The organism is Janibacter sp. Soil728, assembly GCF_001428305.1.
Classification (GTDB): Bacteria; Actinomycetota; Actinomycetes; order Actinomycetales; family Dermatophilaceae; genus Janibacter.
Map to the genome: position 1 here is coordinate 105,699 of NZ_LMRZ01000005.1, position 18,390 is coordinate 124,088.

Here is an 18,390-nt window from a genome sequence, read left to right on the forward strand (position 1 = left end):
CCATGACGAAGGGAGGCCCCCACCGGTGATCCGGTGGGGGCCTCCCCTTCGTGACGCTTGCTGAGCAAGCTCCTCAGGGCGGCGCCTTCGTCGTGCGTGGTGGTGGTGCTCAGCCGATGTCGCGGAAGGGCTGCACGCTGGCCCCCAGCGCGTTGAGGCGCTCGGCCAGGTCCTCGTAGCCGCGGTGGATGACGTAGACATTGCGCAGGTACGACGTGCCCGGCGCGGCGAGCATCGCCAGCAGAACGACCACGCCGGGGCGCAGCGCCGGCGGGCAGGTGACCTCGTTGGCGCGCCAGCGGTTGGGGCCCTCGACCAGGACGCGGTGCGGGTCCATGAGCGTCACCTTGCCGCCGATCTTGTTGAGCTCGGTGAGGTAGATGGCGCGGTTGTCGTAGACCCAGTCGTGGATCGTCGTGGTGCCCTCCGCGCAGGCTGCGATGAGTGCGAAGAAGGGCAGGTTGTCGATGTTGAGACCCGGGAAGGGCATCGGGTGGATCTTGTCGATCGGTGCCTTGAGCGGACCGGGGTGCGTCGTGATGTCGACGAGCCGGGTCCGGCCGTTGTCGGCGAGGTACTCCTGGGACAGCGAGTACTTCATGCCCATCCCCGACAAGGTGGCGAGCTCGATCTCGAGGAACTCGATGGGCGAACGCCGGATCGTGATCTCGGACTTGGTGACCACCGCGGCGGCGATGAGGCTCATCGCCTCGATCGGGTCCTCGCTGGGGGAGTACTCGACGTCGACGTCGATGTCCTTCTTTCCCGTGATGACGAGCGTGGTCGTGCCGATGCCCTCGACGACCACGCCGAGCTTCTCGAGGAAGAAGCACAGGTCCTGGACCATGTAGTTGGGCGAGGCGTTGCGGATGGTCGTGCGGCCCGGGTGACGGGCGGCGGCCATCAGCGCGTTCTCGGTGACGGTGTCGCCGCGCTCGGTGAGGATGATCGCCTTGTCCGAGTCGACCTTGCCGGAGGCGGTGGCCTCGTACGAGCCCTGGGTGGCCTCGACGTCGAGGCCGAAGTGGGTCAGCGAGGTCATGTGGGGCTCGACCGTGCGCGTGCCGAGGTCGCATCCGCCGGCGTAGGGCAGGCTGAAGTGCTCGAACTCGTGCAGCAGCGGGCCGAGGAACATGATGACCGTGCGGGTGCGGCGCGCCGCCTGCTCGTCCATCGTGTCCAGGCTCAGACGCGCCGGGGGCGTGATCTCCAGGTCGGAGCTGTCGGGCAGCCACCGGGTCTGCACGCCGATGGAGTTGAGCACCTCGAGGATGCGGTTGACCTCCTCGATGCGAGCGAGGTTGCGCAGGGTCGTCGTGCCCTTGTTGAGCAGGGAGGCGCAGAGCAGGGCGACGGCAGCGTTCTTGCTCGTCTTGACGTCGATGGCACCGGACAGCTGCCGGCCACCCTCGATCTTCAGGTGGACGGCGCCACTGCTGGGGGTGCGGGTGAGCGCCACGAGCTCGGTGTCCAGGGCTTCGCTGATCCGGGCGAGGTTGTCGAGGGTCAAGTTCTGGCCTCCGGCCTCGATCCGTGCGACCGCGCTCTGGCTGGTCTCGAGCTTGGTGGCGAGATCGGACTGGGACAGGCCAGCGCGGTGACGCGCTTCCTTGATCGTGGTGCCGATCCGGGCGAGATAGTCATCAGACATACCTCCCAAGGTAACCCATATATGAGATAGATGCAGGTTGTGTGGTGTCTGCGTGTCGAGGGACATGCTGCCTGCTCAGACGTCGGGATGGGCGGCGAACGCGTCAGCGATCAGTGGCGCGACGATCTCACGCTGCCAGGGACGCACTCCGAGCGCCGCCAAGGAGTCGGCGAAGGCCTCGGGGGAGAGCTGCGCCGGCGGTGTCCAGATGACCCGACGAAGGGGGTCGGGCGAGCAGACATTCTCGATCGGGATCGTGTGCTCCTGGGCAAAGACGCTCAGCCGCTCACGGGTGTCCGACAACCGCTCGGCGGCGACCGGGTCACGGCTCACCCACGAGCGCTGCGGGGGTGGGCCGTCGGACTTCACGGATGCGGGGGGCAGCTCGTCCTCGGCCATGGCCCGAGCGCGGGAGACGGCCTCGAGCCAGGCCCGCTGGCTGCGCTGGATGGCTCGGTGCCCGCGCGGCAGGTCGCCGGGGGAGTCGGGGTTGGCGAGCGCGATGTCGACGAGTGCGGTGTCGGGGATGACCCGTCCCGGCGAGGTGTCGCGGTCGCGGGCGATGCGGTCGCGCTCGTACCAGAGCTCACGGACGGTCGCGAGGACGCGTGGCTGGCGGATCTTGTGCAGGCCGGAGGTGCGCCGCCACGGGTCCTCCTTGACCGCAGGACGCCAGGTGAGGAGGGACTCGAACTCCTGCCGGGCCCACTCGCTCTTGCCCTGCTCGGCCAGGTCGATGCCCATGAGGTTGCGCACCTCGGTGAGCACCTCGACGTCGAGCGCGGCGTAGCGCAGCCACGGCTCGGGAAGCGGCCGGGTGGACCAGTCGACGGCCGAGTGCTCCTTGGCCAGACTGATCCCGAGGTAGTGCTCGATGACGGCGGCGAGCCCGACGCGGGGGAGCCCGATCAGCCGCGCGGCGAGCTCGGTGTCGAAGATCTGACGGGGCCGCAGACCGACCTCGGCCAGACAGGTCAGGTCCTGCGTCGCGGCGTGCAGGATCCACTCGCCGGTGCCGATGGCCCGGTCCAGCGGGGCCAGGTCCGGTAGGTAGACGGGGTCGATGAGCCAGGTGCCGGAGCCCTCGCGCCGCACCTGCACCAGGTAGGCGGCCTGCCCGTAGCGGTACCCGGAGGCGCGCTCGGCGTCCAGCGCGACCGGGCCGTAGCCAGCGGCGATCGCGGAGGCGCAGTCGTCGAGCTCGGACTCGCGCGTGATGACGGGCGGGACGCCCTCGGCAGGTTCGGTGAGGACGGGGAGAGGCGCGGCCTCGCTCCCTTCGCTCTCATGGTCCTCGCTCACCGGCGCCGTCCCGGGAGGGCCACGACTCCTGAGGGCAGTGGCGGCAGACCGCCGACCGTGCCCAGCATGTCGACCCACGCCTCGAGGTGGCGACCGACCGACGAGTCGGTGGGGCTCCACGAGGCGCGGATCTCCATCTCGACCTCAGGCTCGCGCGCCTCGAGGTCGGCGAAGGACTCCGAGACGACGTGGGTGACGGTGCCGGCGAGGTTGACCGGGTCGATGTCATGGGACTCGAGCGCATCGGTCAGCCAGGACCAGCCGACGGCGCCGAGCATCGGGTCACCCGCGACCTCGGCCTCGAGCTCGGCCCGGGAGAAGGTGACGACGCGCCATGCGCTGCCCCACGGCTCGGGCTCGTCCGGGTCGTGCAGCAGGACGAAGCGACCGGTCGCGATGTCCTCGTTGTCGGCGGGGTCGACGATGTCGGCGGTCATCGCCACGGCATGGGGGGCCAAGCGCGTCGGCGCGGGGACCTCGGTGAGTCGGACCTCAGGTCGCAGTCGGGCCGCGTGCAGAGTGCGCAGCGCGTGCGCGAAGTCCGGGGACTGCACATCGGAGATCTGTCGGGTTGCCACCCCGTGAGACTAGGTCTCGGGGAGCGGCAGACGCGGGAAGGCACGCCGTGGAGCGGGGAGACACCGGGGGAGCTCCCTGGGGCCTGCATGGGATGATGCGGCCGTGACGAACTCAGCCGATCCTTCCGACAGCCCCCTGGTCCGCGCGGCCCGAGGGGAGTCCGTCCCGCACACGCCGGTGTGGTTCATGCGTCAGGCCGGGCGCTCGCTGCCCGAGTACCGCGAGCTGCGTCGCGGGACCGACATGCTGCAGGCCTGCCGCACCCCGGACCTCGTCACCGAGATCACCCTGCAGCCGGTGCGCCGCCACCGGGTCGACGCGGCGATCTTCTTCTCCGACATCGTCGTGCCGCTCGAGGCCACCGGTATCGAGATCGACATCGAGCCCGGCGTCGGTCCGGTCCTGGACGACCCCTTCGAGTCCCGCGCCGACCTCGACCGGATCCCCGAGCTGACTCCCGAGATGATCCCCGACATCGCCGAGTCGGTCCGCCGTACGGTCCTCGAGCTGGGCTCGACGCCGCTCATCGGGTTCGCCGGCGCCCCCTTCACCCTCGCGTCTTACCTGATCGAGGGCGGGCCGAGCAAGAACCACGAGCTGACCAAGTCGCTCATGCACGGTGACCCCCAGCTGTGGAACGACCTGTGCGAGCGTCTGACGCAGATCTCTGCGGCCTTCCTCAAGGTCCAGGTCGAGGCGGGCGCCAGCGCGGTCCAGCTCTTCGACTCGTGGGCCGGGTTCCTCTCCCGCGCCGACTACCGCAAGTACGTCCTCCCGCACAGCCGGGCGACGCTGGCCGCGCTCGCCGACTCCGGTGTCCCGCGCATCCACTTCGGTGTCGGCACCGGCGAGCTGCTCCCGGACATGGCCGACGCCGGGACCGAGGTCATCGGTGTGGACTACCGCGTCAACCTCGCGGACGCCATCGAGCGGGTCGGCGGCAACCAGCCGGTCCAGGGCAACCTCGACCCCGCGCTGCTCTTCGCCCCCTGGGAGGTCGTCGAGCGCGAGGTCCGCCGCATCCTCGAGGAGGGGCGTGCGGCGCCCGGCCACATCTTCAACCTCGGTCATGGGGTCCTCCCGGACACCGACCCCGTGGTCCTCACCCGCGTCGTCGAGCTGGTCCACGAGGTCAGCGCGCGCTGACGCTCACTCGTCGGTGGTCGCGACCACCGGTGCCGGGCGAGTGGTGCGACGGCGCAGCCACCAGAGCCCGGGGGCCAGCAGCACCAGTCCGGTGAGGGCGAAGGGGGTGATCGCCCCGAGCGCGGTCAGCCCGACCGTCAGCGCGGAGGTGAAGGCACCCCAGCCCTCGCTGAGCCCGGCGACGAACCCGCTCGCCTCCTCCTCGGAGGCATCGGTCCCGGTCGCGTCGGTGGACAGGCTGACGGTGATCGGTGCGGTGGCGGTGCGCTGCTCCAGCGACTTCTGCTGACTCGTCATCGACTCCAGATCCGCCTCGCGGGTGGACAGCTCGCGCTCGAGCGTGACGATCTGGTCGAGGTCGTCGGTGGAGTCGATGAGCGTGCGCAGGCGCTCGACCGACTTCGTCTTGGTGCGCACCCGCGCCGTGGTGTCGGTGTACTGCGACGTGAGGTCCTCGGCGCTGCTCGCGCGCTTGGTGACCTTGCCGAGCTCAGAGAGGTCCGTGGTCGTGGAGTCGAGCTTGTCGACGGGGACGGTGATGGTGATCTCTGCCCAGGAGCGGCCCCCTTCGTACGTGGCGGCGCGAGAGTCCTCGTCGGACACGTAGCCGCCGGCCGTGCGGGCCGTGGAGCGCACCTTGGCGGCCGCCTGCTCGAGGTCCTCGACGGTGAGCGACAGGCTGGCCGTGCGCGCGATGCGTGCGTCGGCGGGGGCCTTGTAGCCGCTCGCGGCGCTGCTGCCTGAGCCACTGTCGCCTGAGCCCTTGCCCTGACCGCCGGAGGCGGAGCTCGCGGCCGACTCCGGCCGCGCGTCCGAGTCGCCGCCTCTCGCCTGCGACTGGTGGGGGACCGAGTCGCCGCCCTCGGAGCTGGCGCCCGAGTCGCTGCCGACGGCGCACCCGGTGAGCGCCAGCCCGCCGGCCGCGACCAGTGCTGCCCATCGCCCGTGTGTCGTCCTGGTCATTTTTGAACCCCCTGCTCGGTGGCCGGGTGATCCCGGCCGTCTGATGGTGCTGTGACGGGGTGAGGTGGTGGATCGGTTCCATCGACGTGGTGGGAGAGTTGGGGGCATGGGTCAGCGCGTTGTCGTCATCGGTGGGGGACTGGCCGGCCTGGCCACCGCCCACCATCTGCTGCACGCCCGCCCGGACCTCGACCTGACCCTCCTGGACGGCGCCGACCGGCTCGGCGGCAAGGTCCGCCAGCAGACCGTCGGCGGCGTGAGAGTCGACGTCGGTGCCGAGTCGATCGTCGCGAGCAGCGTCGCGGCACGGGAGCTCTTCGCCGAGCTCGGGCTGGCCGAGCAGGTCGTGCACCCCGAGCCCGTCCCGGCGTCCTTCTGGTCCCGAGGTGCGCGTCATGCCATCCCCGGCCGCACCTTCATGGGTGTCCCCGGTCCGCAGACCGACCTCACGGGTCTCCTCGACGAAGGGGAGGTCGCTCGCGCCGCGCAGCCGGCCCCCTTCGTCCTCGAGAGCGATGACGTGACGATCGCCGACGCGGTGGGCGCCGTCTACGGGAGGGCGGTCGTCGACCGGGTCGTCGAGCCCCTCCTCGGTGGGGTCTACGCCGGTCGCGTCGACCACCTGTCGTTGCGCTCGACGATGCCTGCGCTGTGGGCGGCGATGGTCGGCGGGCGGTCCATGCCGGCGGCCGTCGAGTCGCTGCTCCCACCGCCGACGTCGACGCCGCGCCCCCGGGTGATGGGCCTGGCCGGCGGGGTCGGCACGCTCGTCGGGGCCTTGTGGCGCAGCGTGCTCGACGCCGGGGGCCACGTGGAGGGTGCCACCCTCGTGCGCCGGATCGAGCGCACGCAGTCGGGGTGGCGAGTGGTCTCCGGCGCGACCAACGCGGAGGTCGCTCGGGATGCGGACCTCGTCGTCGTCTCGACCCCTGCTGCAGCGACCTCTCGTCTCCTGGCCGACCACGCACCGGCAGCAGCGAGCGCACTCGGAGGCATCGAGTACGCATCGATGGCGGTCATGACGATCGCCCTGCCCGCCCTTCGAGACGGTCGCTTCGCGACGTCCTCCGGCAACGGGGTGGGCGCGCTGCCCGGCAGCGGCTTCCTCGTCCCCGCGGTCGACGGACGGCCGATCAAGGCGAGCACCTTCTCCGCCTCCAAGTGGGCCTGGGTGCGTGAGGCCGCCGATGACGTGGTGCTCCTGCGCGCCTCAGCCGGTCGAGCCGGCGAGGTCGCCACCCTCCAGCGCGACGACGCCGACCTCGTCGCCGACGCGCTCGCCGAGATCGGCAGCGCCCTCCGCACCGACCTGCCGCGGCCCGTCGATGCCCACGTGCAGCGCTGGGGCGGCGGTCTGCCGCAGTACGACCTCGGGCACACTGGACGGGTCGCCGCGGTGCGCTCCGCGGTGGCCGGCCTGCCCGGTCTCGAGGTGACCGGTGCCGCCTACGACGGAGTGGGCATCGGCGCGGTCCTGACCGGTGCCGCCGAGACCGCCACGACGATCCTCGATGCTCTTCCCCCTTCGTCCACCATCCGACAGGAGCCCAGATGACCACGAGGCCCAGCCCCGCCAAGCCCACCCGCGAGCAGCTCGAGGCGATCAACAGCAGCGTGCACTACGCGATGTTCTCCGCCTTTGCGCTCGTCAACCCGATCGGTGACGACGACCGAGGCGCGATCACCGAGGAGGTCGAGGCGCTCTTCGCCGAGCTCACCGAGGCCGGCGTGCGCATCCGCGGTGTCTACGACGTCGCCGGTCTGCGCGCCGACGCGGATGTCCTGATCTGGTGGCACGCGGACGAGATCGAGATGCTCCAGGACGCCTACAAGCGGCTGCTGCGCACCGAGCTCGGCGGTCACCTCGACCCGGTGTGGTCCAACGCGGCCGTGCACCGCCAGGCGGAGTTCAACCGCAGCCACATCCCGGCCTTCCTCGCTGGTGACGAGCCGCGCGACTACGTGTGCGTCTACCCCTTCGTGCGGTCCTACGACTGGTACGTCCTGGACGACAAGGACCGTCGCGGCATGCTCGCGGAGCACGGTGGCATGGCGCGCGACTTCCCGGACGTGCGGGCCAACACCATCCCCGCCTTCGCGCTGGGTGACTACGAGTGGATCCTCGCCTTCGAGGCCGACGAGCTGCACCGCATCGTCGACCTCATGCGCGAGCTGCGTGCCTCCAAGGCCCGGCTGCACGTGCGCGAAGAGGTCCCCTTCTTCACCGGCCCGCGGGTGAGCGTCGAGGGGCTGGTGGCGGGGCTGCGTTGATGACCGCCTCGAGCACGCGACTGTCCGGCGAGACCGTGAGCCGGATGGCCGTCCTGGTCGGCGCCTGGCTGTCCCTGGTCTCGTTGCCGCTGCCGTGGGTGGCCGGTGAGCTCCACCCCGCGAGCTTCCGTCTGCCGCACGACGCGCACGGGGTGTGGCTGGCCCAGCAGATCTGGGACACGTACGCGCCCGCGAGCGCGACGGTGGCGTTCACCGTGGTCATCGGCACCGTGGTGCTGGCGCTGCTCTGCCACCTCGTGGCCACCACGGGCGCGCGCTGGCCGCTCGCGGCGACCGCCGCCGTCGTCGTGGCCCTCTTCCTCGTCGTCAGGAGCGGCGTCCAGCTGCCCGGCGAGGGGTCCGACCCTGCGGCCTTCGTCGCGGGCTACCACCTCTGGCGAGGGGCGCTGCTGCTGGTCCTGGGTGGTCTCGTCGGGTTCGTGCTCGCCAGCGAGACCACCCAGGAGCGGCGGGTCTTCGACTGAGCTCAGCCCTGGGCGGGCCGCAGCGTCATCGAGATCGAGTTGATGCAGTAGCGCTGGTCGGTCGGGGTCTCGTAGCCCTCGCCCTCGAAGACGTGACCCATGTGGCTGCCGCAGTTGCCGCAGCGCACCTCGACACGGGGACGGCCCGGCAGCGAGTCGTCCTTGATGTACTCGACCCGGTCCTCGGCGAGCGGGCTGTAGAAGCTCGGCCAGCCGCAGTGGCTCTCGAACTTCGTGCCCGAGGTGAAGAGCTCGGTACCGCAGGCGCGGCAGGCGTAGACACCCTCGGTGGCGGTGTCGGTGTACTCCCCGACGAAGGGACGCTCGGTCCCCGCGGCACGGAGCACGGAGTACTCCTCGGGCGAGAGCTCAGCGCGCCACTCTTCTTCGCTCTTGGTGACGGCGTAGTCGCGGCCGGTGGATTCCATCATGATCTGCTCCTCGCACTTGGTCTGACCATCATGCAACGCCGAGACCCCCGGACTTTCATCCGGGGGCCGCGGGCGCGCGCTGTGGGCGTGGGGTCAGCTCACTTCTTCAGGTCCAGGTGCACGACCTGCGGGTCGTGGTCGCTGTCCTGGTCGGCGAAGGGAGAGTTGGTGTGGACGATGTCGTAGGTGAAGGCAGGGCGCTGACCCTTGCCCGGTCGCCAGGGGCCGTTGACCGTGCCGTCGAGCGTCGCGAGCGACGGCGAGACGAGGATGTGGTCGAGCACCTGGCTGTTGCCCTCGTAGACATAGGTCCAGCGCTCCGACTCCGGCAGCGTGCGCGGCAGGTCGGTCATCGCGGTGCTGCCGGAGCCCTCGACGATGTCCGTGAGGATGTCGGTGGTCTGGCTGAACTCGAAGTCGTTGACGTCACCCGCGACGACGAACTTCGCCCCAGGGTCGGCTGCGAGCAGGTCGTCGGCGATGGAGCGCACCTCACGGGCCTGTGCGTGGCGGTCGTCCTCGCTCGAGCGGACCGGCTGCTGCCAGCGGCCGAAGAGCGGGTCGTCGCCTCCCTTGGAGCTGAAGTGCACGGCCGCGACGAAGACGCGCTCGCCGCGGTAGCGGTACTCGCCGATGAGCGGCTTGCGCGAGTTGTCGAAGGCCGGTGACGAGGGCGCGATGCGGCCGGGGGACTCGGTGAGCAGCGGACCCTTGCTGTCCTTGACGACGCTCGTGGCGTGGTCGGCAGCGCCGGAGCTGCGCTTGGTGAAGTCGATGTCGCGGTCCGTGCGGTGCAGCAGGACATTGCGGATGTTGCCGCCCGGCTGACCACCGTCGGCCTTGTCCTGCGGGTTGACCCAGTTGGCCTCGTAGGTCGGGCCGCCCTGTGCCTCGATGGCGGCGATGAGCTTGTCGGTCGTCGCCGTCGAGTCGACGGTCCCGTCGTCGGTCGGGCCGCTCGCGTCCTGGATCTCCTCGACGGCGAGGATGTCGGGGCTGCGCAGGTTGGTGACGATCTGGCCGGCGAGGCGGTCGAACTTGCCCTGGTCATTGCTCGGCGCGAGGTTTTCGACGTTGAAGGACGCGACGGACAGCTCACGGTCGTGCTGCGGCTGGGTCACCTCGCGCTCGAGGCGGCCGTCCTGCACGGTCGGCACCTGCGTCGCCAGCAGCTTGAAGTTGCTGAAGGAGTAGTCGAGCGGACCGGCGACAAGGCCAGGCAGCGTGTCCTTGACGTCGGCGTCGGGCAGCGAGCCGCTCGGGAGCAGGGCGTCGTCGACGAGCACGCGCATCGCGTTGGGACGGTCGTAGCCCGAGTACACGACGCCACCGACGGAGGAGCGGGTGGCATCGACGCCGCTCCCGGGGACGACCGGGATCTCGTAGCCGGTCGGGCCGACCACCTGGGCGTCACGTACGCCGACCTGCATGCCCTCGAGGGACTCGTAGAAGTCGATGGCGTCACGCTCGGGGAGGAAGTCGGCGTCGGCGTACTCGACGCTCTTGGGGTCGTCGGCGTCGATCGTCTGCTGGGGAGCGGCTCGGTCCTCACCGAGCACGATCGGTGCGGGCACCTCGGCGGTGCCGGTCACTCGCACGACGGGGGAGGTGAGCTCGGTCGTCGTGAGGTTGTCCCAGCCGCCCGAACCGCCCGGGCGGTACTCCTCGACGTACCCGTCCACGCTCACCGTGTCCCCGACCGAGGTGCTTGGTGCCGTGCGCGTGTAAACGTAGAGGCCTTCGGACGTGGCGGCGTCGCCGTCGGGAGTGGCGCTCTGGATCCAGAACCCGTTGCGCGACACCGCGGTCACGACACCCTCGACCTCGGCGACCTTGGTCCCGTCGAAGGGGGAGAGGTGCGCGGCTCCCTGGATCTGCGGGATCGTCCGGGTCGGCACGACCGGAGGCTCACCGGTGCCCGGCTCACAGGTGACCGTCTCGGTGGCGGAGTTCTGCGGGGTGGGGGCCCCGACGACGAAATCGGCGGCGTTGTTGTCGGTGTCGGTGCAGATGTCGCGGCGGGCCACCGAGGTGGTGTTGTCCGTGCCATCGGCGGCGACACCCTCGGCGGGTGCGGCGCCGCCCCAGCCGAGCCGGTCGACGACGGCGCCGTCGGGGTTGACGACGTCGACGCGGGCACCCGACCCGGACATCGGCACCGTGCCGGTGGCATCAGGGGTGGGCAGAGGGTCGGCGGCCGTGTTGGCGCCGTCGGCCTGCTGGACGAGGTAGCGGCCGCCCGCCTTGACGCTCCCGCTCAGCGCGGTCGTCTGCGGGGTCGTGCCGCTCTTGGAGTAGTAGCGCAGGGTCCATCCGGTGAGGTCGACCTCGGACGTGGCGCGGTTGGCCAGCTCGACGAAGTCGCTGCGCAGGGTGGCCTTGGAGTTGCCGCCACCCCCGTAGGCCTCCGAGATGACGACATCCGGCGAGGCCGCGGTGGCACTCGGGGCGGTGACGGCCAGACCGGCCAGGGTGATCGGTGCAAGGGTGAGTGCCGCGAGGGCGCGGCGACGTCGAGCGAGCATGGGATGGCTCCTGAAAGAGGGCGAGGGTGTGGCCTCCCGCACACTAGGACCGCTGGGGGCGTCCTGCAGTGCGAGCAGGTGAACGCCGGGAGTCCATCTCACAGCGCCGCGGTGCCGGCCCGGCGGGAGCGCACCAGGGCCAGCACGGCGGCACCACCGGCACCGGCGACGAGCGCGGCGGCCAGTGGCCAGACGGGGCGGTTCGTCGGGTCCAGCGCGGCGCGCAGCACGTCGAGGGCGCCGTCGACGAGCTCGGACTGCCCGGCGCTCGTGCTCGCCCATCCTCCGGCGTAGCTGCCCAGATAGGTCAGTGCCGTCAGCCCGGCCGGGATGACCCAGACGACGGCGAGCGCACCGAGCCAGCCGAGGAGCGTGGTCAGCGGGCGCCACCCGGCGACGGCGAGGACGACGGCCAGGACGGCGGCGAGCAGGTGCTGCTGGTGAGCGATCACCCAGGTCTGCCAGCCGCTGATCGAGATCGGGTCGGTGACCACGAGGTCGAGGACCCACGAGACCAGGACCGTGGCGACGGCACCCCGGGCCGTCGTCCGCAACCACCGCGGACCGCGGCAGGACGCGATCGCGACGACCAGCCCCACGAGGAGTCCGAGCAGGGCGAGCCCGAGGTGCGCTGCGACGAGCAGCTCGGCGCCACGGCTGCCACCGGACAGGGAGTCGATGGTGCGCCAGGTATCGCCGATCGACAGCGTCGCGGCCACGAGGGCGCCGGCCACGCCGGGCCACAGCGACCTCCTGAGGAGGTGCCCGACCACGACGGGGACCACCCCGACGAGTCCGCAGGTCACGAGCAGCGCGCTCAGCCGGTGCTCGCCGGCGGGTAGCGCCACCCACGGTCCCGCATCCGGCACCACGGAGGGCCACGCCGACGAGATCGGGAGGCGGCCCCCTTCGAGCAGCCACGGCAGGGCAGCGGCGAGCCAGCCGAGGGACCCGGCGACGAGGACGACGGCGGTGCCGCGCAGGAGGGAGGAGCTCGAGGACATGGGTGGCCTTCGGGTCAGAGGGGGGCGCGCAGGGGGTGGACGACGGCTGCGGCCGCGGCACCGATGGCCGCGTCGACGACCGGGAGGTGTCGCTCGGGCCGAGCGGAGCGGGTGAGCACGGCGACGGCGATCGGGACCTCGTCGGGGAAGGTGACGACTCCGACCTCGTGGCGCAGGGTGCCGAGCGTTCCGGTCTTGCCGGCAATGTCCACGTCGTCGTGGGGCAGACCGGAGCGCAGCCGGTGCGACGAGACCTGCCGTGTCATCGCCCCGCGGACGACGTCGCCGTGCTCCCCGGGGACGAGCCGGTCGCCCCACAGGTCCGCGAGGAGCCCGGTGAGGGTGCGGGCCGAGGCCGATGTGGCCAGCGCGGGGTCGTACTGGCTCGTGACGACGTCCCGGTGGATGTCCGCGAGCGCGCGCATGTACGAGGCCTCGTCCGGTGTCCCGGTCTCCTGCAGCCCCATCGCGAGGGAGTGTCGGGTGCCACCTCTGACGGTGATCTCGTGCCCGAGACCGGCGAGGACCGCGCTCACCCGCGCCGGTCCGCCGAGGAGGTCGAGGAGGTGGTCGGCCGCTGCGTTGTCGGAGAGCGTCAGTGCCAGTCGCACGAGATCGCGGGAGCTCATCTCGACGTCGTCGGACAGGATCGACAGCCCCGTCGGTCCCGGTGTCCGGCCCGAGGGGCGAAGGGAGAGTCGCTCGCGTGGGTCGAGGGCACCAGCGTCGGCGTCGAGGGCCCAGACGAGCGCCAGTGCCGCCTTGTAGACCGAGGCGATCGGGACGATGTCGTCGGGGTCGAGGCCGATGTCGTCGTCGGGATCGTCGACTCGTCGGGCGTGCACCCAGCCGCGGCAGCCCGCGTCCCGCAGGATCGCGCCCGCTCGTTCAGCCGGACGCAAGGCGGGTCTCCAGGGCATGCGCGACGAGGTCTCGTTGCTCGTCCGCAGGCGCGAGCCGGGCCGTGGCGACCCGGACCCGCAGGTCCACCGCGGGCCCGGCCAGCGGACGCAGGCGGGCGGGCAGGTCCGCGAGCGTGTGGACCGTGCAGGTGAGTCCGGACGCGGTGAGGGCCGCCGCCTCGGCAGGCGTTGCGACACTGCGAACGGCGCCCGTGTACCCAGCGCGTCGCAGCGCGTCGACGAGCTGGTCGTGGGCGGGCGGGTTGTGCGATCTCGGCGGCAGGGCCACCGGCAGGTGGACCTCGTGGGCAGCGGCCGCGGCGTGACTGGTGGCCACGGCGAGGGTGCGGGGCAGGGAGTGCACCGGACCCAGGTCGAGCCCGTCGACGACCGCCGGGTGCTGGACGACCGCGAGGTCGATCTCGCCACGGCCCAGCTGGTCGACGAGGGAGGTCGTCGCAGCGATGACCGGTTGGAGGGTGGTGCCCGTCGGCGTCAGCGCCTCTGCGGCCAGGGCCGCGCAGTCCATGGCGACGGACCCGAGGTCGCCGGGGAGCCCCAGGCGCCGGGGCCGTCCGTCGTCGGACTTCTCGCCGGCCTCCCGGTCGAGGTCGTCGGCCGCGTCGAGCACGTGCTGGGCCGAGGCGAGCAGCGCTGCGCCGGCCTCGGTCAGCTGGACGCCGCGGGGGCGTCGGTCGAACAGGCGCAGGCCCCACCGGCGCTCGAGCCGCTGGATGCCCTGCGAGAGGGGCGGCTGCGTCATGCTGAGCTCGTCGGCCGCATGACCGATGTGCTGCTCCTCGGCCACCGTGACGAAGTACCGCAGGTGCTTGATGAGGTCCACGGGGCGAGCGTAGTGACCACGTCATATGCAGGCGATATGTCGGCCAGTCCGTTGCGCACTTTGCGCTATGAGGACTGCATGCGCTGCGATGAGGTCCCCACACGAGGAGACTGCATGTCCGTGACCGACCTTCCCCGACGCAGCCGTCGACGCTCCCGCTCCCTGGTCGCCGCCGCAGTGGCCCTGGCACTCCTGCTCGCCCTGGGCGGTTGGTGGTGGATCCACCGCGATGACGACACCGACGCCGTGCGCAGGTTGGGGCAGCAGATCGCCATGGACCTGAGGGCCGGTACGGTGCCCGACGGGCTGCGGGTGGACGACCGTGACGCCGCGCAGGAGCACCTCGACGCGGTGCTGGCCGGCATGGGCCGCCTGCGCCCGTCAGTGACTGTCGGTGCGGTCGAGGTCCCCGACGGCGGCGACACGGGCACGGTGCACCTCGACCTGACGTGGACCGTCCACGAGGGCAAGGCGCCCTGGCGCTACTCGTCGACCGTCCCGGTCCGCAGGAGCGGTGATTCGTGGACCGGCGACTGGGCTGCGACAGTGCTCGCACCCGAGCTGGGCGAGGGCGAGGTCCTGCGCGCCACCCGGGTCACCCCGGAGCGGGGCGAGGTGCTGGGTGACGGCGGCGAGACCATCGTGACCCGACGTCCGGTGGTGCGCGTCGGCATCGACCGTGGCCAGGTGCCCGCCGCGCAAGCGGGCAGCTCGGCCCGTCAGCTGGCCGAGGCGGCGGACGTGACGGTCGCTCCCTTCGTCACTGCGGTGGAGTCGGCGGGGGACAAGGCCTTCGTCGAGGCGATCGTCCTGCGGGCCGATGCGAAGGAGCTGGAGCGGGTGCGCCGGGCCGTCCCCGGCATCGCGGGCGCTCGCCTCGTCGACGGGAGCATGGACCTGCCACCGTCCTCCGGGTTCGCCTCGGCCGTCCTGGGACGGGTGGGCCCGGCGACGGCCGAGATCATCTCCGCGGACCCGCAGGTGCGCGCAGGGGACGTGGTCGGCCTGAGCGGCCTGCAGGCGACGCACGACAAGGAGCTGCGTGGCACCTCCGGCTTCGTCGTCGAAGCGGTGGCCGAGGACGGCACCGCACGGGACCTGCACCGCCTCGACGCGGTCGACGGCACGCCGCTGCGCACCACCTTGAGCATCAATCACCAGACCGCCGCGGAGGACGCCCTCGCCGACGTGCCCAAGGCCGGTGCGGTCGTCGCCATCCGCCCCTCCGACGGTCACGTGCTCGCACTCGCCAGCGCGAAGGGAGGATCCGGCCAGCCGACGGCGACCCTGGGGCAGTACGCCCCCGGGTCGACCTTCAAGCCCGTCACGGCGCTCGCCCAGCTGCGCGCGGGGGCCACGCCCGGGACCCAGCTGCAGTGCCCGCCCACGATCACCGTCGACGGGCGCGAGTTCAAGAACTACGACGACTACCCGTCCGGCCGCAACGGCGCCATGACCCTGAAGGACGCGATCGCCACCTCGTGCAACACCGCGCTCATCGGCGCCCGCGACCGGCTCCCTGCTGACGGGATCAGCTCTGCCGCAGCGGCGCTCGGCATGACCCAGACTCCCACGCTCGGCGTCCCCGCGGCGATGGGCCAGGTGCCGGCAAGGCCGACGGGCACTGACCTGGCCGCTACGAGCATCGGTCAGGGCGAGGTCGTCGCGACGCCCCTGTCGATGGCGACCGTCATGGCGAGCATCGTCGCGGAGGACCGGGTCACGCCGGTCCTGCTCCCGGGCGCCACCACGGCACCGGCGAAGGGCGGCGCGCCGATCACCGCCGGTGAGGCCGGCCAGCTGCGCGAGATGCTGCGGGCGGTCGTCACCGACGGCTCGGCCACCTTCCTGGGCGACAACCCGGGTGGCCCCGTCATCGCCAAGACCGGGACGGCCGAGTACGGCTCCGCCTCGCCCCCGCGCACGCACGCCTGGATGATCGTCGCCCAGGACGACCTCGCGGTCGCGGTCTTCGTGGAGGACGGCTCCGGGGGCGCCTCGGTCGCCGGGTCGATCGCCGACCGGTACCTGGGGCTCGTGCGTCGGTAGGACGAAGGGGGCGCGGCGGCCCCCCTTCGTCCGGCGCAGCCCATACGCTGATCGCATGGCCAAGACCCCCGCTGCGATGGTGACCGTCGGTGAGCGGGAGGTGCGCGTCTCCAGCCCCGACCGGGTGATCTACGAGGCGACCGCGCGGACCCCGGCGATCAGCAAGCTCGAGGTCTGCCAGTACGTGGCCGACGTCGGCGAGACGATGATGCGCACCATCGGGGACCGGCCGACGGCCATGGAGCGCTGGCCCGACGGATGGCGCGAGGGCATGCGGCTGGCGGTCGGCCCGCGCGACAAGGACGCGGACGGGTTCTACCAGAAGCGGCTGCCGCGGGGCGCGCCCGACTACATCGAGACCGTCGAGATCACCTTCCCGAGCGGGCGCACCGCTGACGAGCTGTGCCCGAGCGAGCCGGCGGCGCTCGTCTGGGCGGCACACATGGGGACGCTGACCTTCCACCCGTGGCCGGTGCGTCGGCCAGACGTCGACCACCCCGACGAGCTGCGCATCGACCTCGACCCGCAGCCGGGCACGACCTTCGCCGACGTCCAGCGGGTGGCCGACGTGGGCCGGGAGCTCCTCGAGGAGCTCGGGATGCGCGGGTTCGCCAAGACGAGCGGCAACCGTGGCATCCACATCTATGTCCGCATCGAACCACGCTGGTCCTTCGAGGAGCTGCGGCACGCGGCGATCGGCTTCGGCCGCGAGCTGGAGCGACGTGACGACGGCGTGACGACCGCCTGGTGGAAGGAGCAACGGGGGGAGCGGATCTTCGTCGACTTCAACCAGAACAACCGCGACCGCACGATCGCCGGCGCGTGGAGCCTGCGCGCTCGCCCCGGCGCCCCGGTCAGCACCCCGATGACGTGGGAGCAGGTCGCGGCCGTCACCGACCCCGCCGAGTACAACCTCACCACCGTCCTCGACCACCTGGCCGAGGGTGACCCCTGGGCCGAGATCGACTCTGCTGCAGCGTCGCTCGACCCGCTGCTCGAGCTCTGGGAGAACCTCCCCGGCGGTGAGCTGAACTTCCCGCCCGACTACCCGAAGATGCCCGGCGAACCCCCGCGCGTGCAGCCGAGCAAGAAGGTGGCCGAGCACTGGGACGAGGACGGCAACCGGGTGGAGGAGTAGGCCGATCCGGGTCAGTCGTCGAGGACCTGCCCGAGGTCGTAGGCCGCCGCTCGGTCGATCTGGTCGAGCGTGCACGACTCGGGGTCCCGGTCGGGGCGCCACCGCAGGAACTGCACGGTGTGCCGGAAGCGCCAGCCCTCGAGCTGGTCGAAGGCCACCTCGACGACGCGCTCGGGCCGCAGCGGCACGAAGCTGACGTCCTTGGCCGACGAGAAGCGCGACCGGTCGGTCTCGGCGTGCTCGACCTCCCCGTCGGCGTCACGTCGCACGAGCGGCTCCAGCTCCTCGATCAGCTCCAGCCGGCGCGCGGCGGTGAAGGCCGCGATCCCGCCGACGCCCACGAGCTGCCCCTCGTGGAAGAGCCCGAGCAGCAGCGACCCGACACCCTGACCGGACTTGTGCACCCGGTAGCCGGTGACGACGGCCTCCGCCGTGCGCTTGTGCTTGATCTTGAGCATCGTGCGCTTGCCGGGGGAGTAGGGCGAGCTCAGCGCCTTGGCGACCACGCCGTCGAGCCCGGCTCCCTCGAAGCGGGCGAACCAGTCGCTCGCCTCGTCCGCGTCCCGGGTCACCCTCGTCAGGTGCAGGGACGCTCCCTTCGTGATGGTCGCGAAGAGCGCCTCGAGCCGCTCCCGACGCTGGGCGAAGGGGGAGCCCGTCACGTCCTCGTCGCCGATCGCCAGCAGGTCGAAGGCAATGAGCTCGGCCGGCGTCTCCGCCGACAGCTTGGCGATGCGTGACTCGGCAGGGTGGATGCGCTGCCCGAGGGCCTCCCAGTCCAGGCGCTGCGCGCCGGGCTCACCGCTGCGCACGACGATCTCGCCGTCGACGACAGCGCTGCCGGGTAGGTGCGTACGGATGGCCTCGACGAGCTCCGGGAAGTACCTGGTGAGCGGCTTCTTGCCGCGGCTGATCAGCTCGACATCGTCGCCGTCCTTGCGCACGATGCAGCGAAACCCGTCCCACTTGGGCTCGTAGGAGTAGCCGCCCTCGACGGCGTCGGCCGCCGGCACCTCCTTGACGGCCTTGGCGAGCATGGGGTCGAGCACGAGGTCAGCAGGCAGCGGTGTCACTCGTCACATTCTGCCCGTCCGGCAAGA

Annotated in this window: 16 protein-coding genes; 6 read left to right on the forward strand and 10 right to left on the reverse strand. The window is 71.6% G+C overall.

From position 1 onward, the window contains the following. Positions 1 to 109: 109 nt before the first annotated feature. The 3 genes from ASG73_RS11195 to ASG73_RS11205 form a co-directional block, all read right to left on the reverse strand. Complete coding sequence (locus tag ASG73_RS11195) at positions 110 to 1,651, reverse strand: helix-turn-helix domain-containing protein (protein ID WP_055994936.1); 1,542 nt, start codon at positions 1,649 to 1,651, stop codon at positions 110 to 112. 75 nt (positions 1,652 to 1,726) lie between these two features. Beyond that, a complete protein-coding gene (locus tag ASG73_RS11200) occupies positions 1,727 to 2,953 on the reverse strand; it encodes an HRDC domain-containing protein (RefSeq protein WP_055994939.1) in 1,227 nt (408 codons plus the stop codon). After that, entirely contained in the window at positions 2,950 to 3,531 is a 582-nt protein-coding gene (locus tag ASG73_RS11205) for a DUF3000 domain-containing protein (RefSeq protein ID WP_055994942.1), read from the reverse strand. Before ASG73_RS11205 ends, ASG73_RS11200 begins: the two co-directional genes overlap by 4 nt. 103 nt (positions 3,532 to 3,634) lie before the next feature. Between ASG73_RS11205 and hemE the strand changes: the two genes are divergently transcribed. Next, complete coding sequence (gene hemE / locus ASG73_RS11210) at positions 3,635 to 4,678, forward strand: uroporphyrinogen decarboxylase (RefSeq protein ID WP_235499436.1); 1,044 nt, start codon at positions 3,635 to 3,637, stop codon at positions 4,676 to 4,678. Positions 4,679 to 4,681: 3 nt separating this feature from the next. On the opposite strand, the gene ASG73_RS11215 is transcribed toward hemE, so the two are convergent. Then, on the reverse strand, positions 4,682 to 5,641 hold the full coding sequence (locus ASG73_RS11215; protein WP_055994946.1) for a DUF4349 domain-containing protein: 960 nt from the start codon (positions 5,639 to 5,641) through the stop codon (positions 4,682 to 4,684). Between the two features lie 106 nt (positions 5,642 to 5,747). Here ASG73_RS11215 and hemG point away from each other — a divergent pair, with 106 nt between their 5' ends. Genes hemG through ASG73_RS11230 form a run of 3 tightly spaced genes read left to right on the forward strand, consistent with a single transcriptional unit; the run spans position 5,748 to position 8,397 of the window. Then, positions 5,748 to 7,196, forward strand: coding sequence for a protoporphyrinogen oxidase (hemG, locus tag ASG73_RS11220; protein ID WP_055994949.1), 1,449 nt, complete (start codon positions 5,748 to 5,750; stop codon positions 7,194 to 7,196). Then, a complete protein-coding gene (hemQ, locus tag ASG73_RS11225; RefSeq protein ID WP_055994952.1) occupies positions 7,193 to 7,912 on the forward strand; it encodes a hydrogen peroxide-dependent heme synthase in 720 nt (239 codons plus the stop codon). The genes hemG and hemQ overlap by 4 nt, the downstream gene beginning before the upstream one ends. Then, on the forward strand, positions 7,912 to 8,397 hold the full coding sequence (locus ASG73_RS11230) for a hypothetical protein (protein WP_055994955.1): 486 nt from the start codon (positions 7,912 to 7,914) through the stop codon (positions 8,395 to 8,397). Before hemQ ends, ASG73_RS11230 begins: the two co-directional genes overlap by 1 nt. Before the next feature lie 2 nt (positions 8,398 to 8,399). Here ASG73_RS11230 and msrB read toward each other — a convergent pair whose 3' ends face one another. From msrB to ASG73_RS11255, 5 genes are all read right to left on the reverse strand, one after another. After that, on the reverse strand, positions 8,400 to 8,828 hold the full coding sequence (gene msrB, locus ASG73_RS11235; RefSeq protein ID WP_082567186.1) for a peptide-methionine (R)-S-oxide reductase MsrB: 429 nt from the start codon (positions 8,826 to 8,828) through the stop codon (positions 8,400 to 8,402). Between the two features lie 98 nt (positions 8,829 to 8,926). Next, positions 8,927 to 11,353 (reverse strand): lamin tail domain-containing protein, encoded by a 2,427-nt coding sequence (locus tag ASG73_RS11240; RefSeq protein ID WP_055994958.1) that lies wholly within the window; start codon positions 11,351 to 11,353, stop codon positions 8,927 to 8,929. A 98-nt stretch (positions 11,354 to 11,451) separates the two neighbouring features. After that, positions 11,452 to 12,357: a hypothetical protein gene (locus tag ASG73_RS11245; protein ID WP_055994961.1), complete on the reverse strand. Its 906-nt coding sequence runs from the start codon at positions 12,355 to 12,357 to the stop codon at positions 11,452 to 11,454. Between the two features lie 14 nt (positions 12,358 to 12,371). Beyond that, positions 12,372 to 13,277, reverse strand: a complete 906-nt coding sequence (locus ASG73_RS11250; protein ID WP_055994964.1) for a serine hydrolase — start codon at positions 13,275 to 13,277, stop codon at positions 12,372 to 12,374. Then, positions 13,246 to 14,103: a LysR family transcriptional regulator gene (locus tag ASG73_RS11255; RefSeq protein WP_055994966.1), complete on the reverse strand. Its 858-nt coding sequence runs from the start codon at positions 14,101 to 14,103 to the stop codon at positions 13,246 to 13,248. Before ASG73_RS11255 ends, ASG73_RS11250 begins: the two co-directional genes overlap by 32 nt. Before the next feature lie 114 nt (positions 14,104 to 14,217). Between ASG73_RS11255 and ASG73_RS11260 the strand changes: the two genes are divergently transcribed. Together ASG73_RS11260 and ASG73_RS11265 are read left to right on the forward strand one after the other, a co-directional pair. Next, positions 14,218 to 16,152, forward strand: a complete 1,935-nt coding sequence (locus ASG73_RS11260) for a penicillin-binding transpeptidase domain-containing protein (protein WP_055994969.1) — start codon at positions 14,218 to 14,220, stop codon at positions 16,150 to 16,152. A 55-nt stretch (positions 16,153 to 16,207) separates the two neighbouring features. Next, positions 16,208 to 17,290, forward strand: a complete 1,083-nt coding sequence (locus tag ASG73_RS11265) for a DNA polymerase domain-containing protein (protein ID WP_055994972.1) — start codon at positions 16,208 to 16,210, stop codon at positions 17,288 to 17,290. Positions 17,291 to 17,301: 11 nt separating this feature from the next. Here ASG73_RS11265 and ASG73_RS11270 read toward each other — a convergent pair whose 3' ends face one another. Further along, entirely contained in the window at positions 17,302 to 18,363 is a 1,062-nt protein-coding gene (locus ASG73_RS11270; protein WP_442905374.1) for an ATP-dependent DNA ligase, read from the reverse strand. Positions 18,364 to 18,390: the final 27 nt, after the last annotated feature.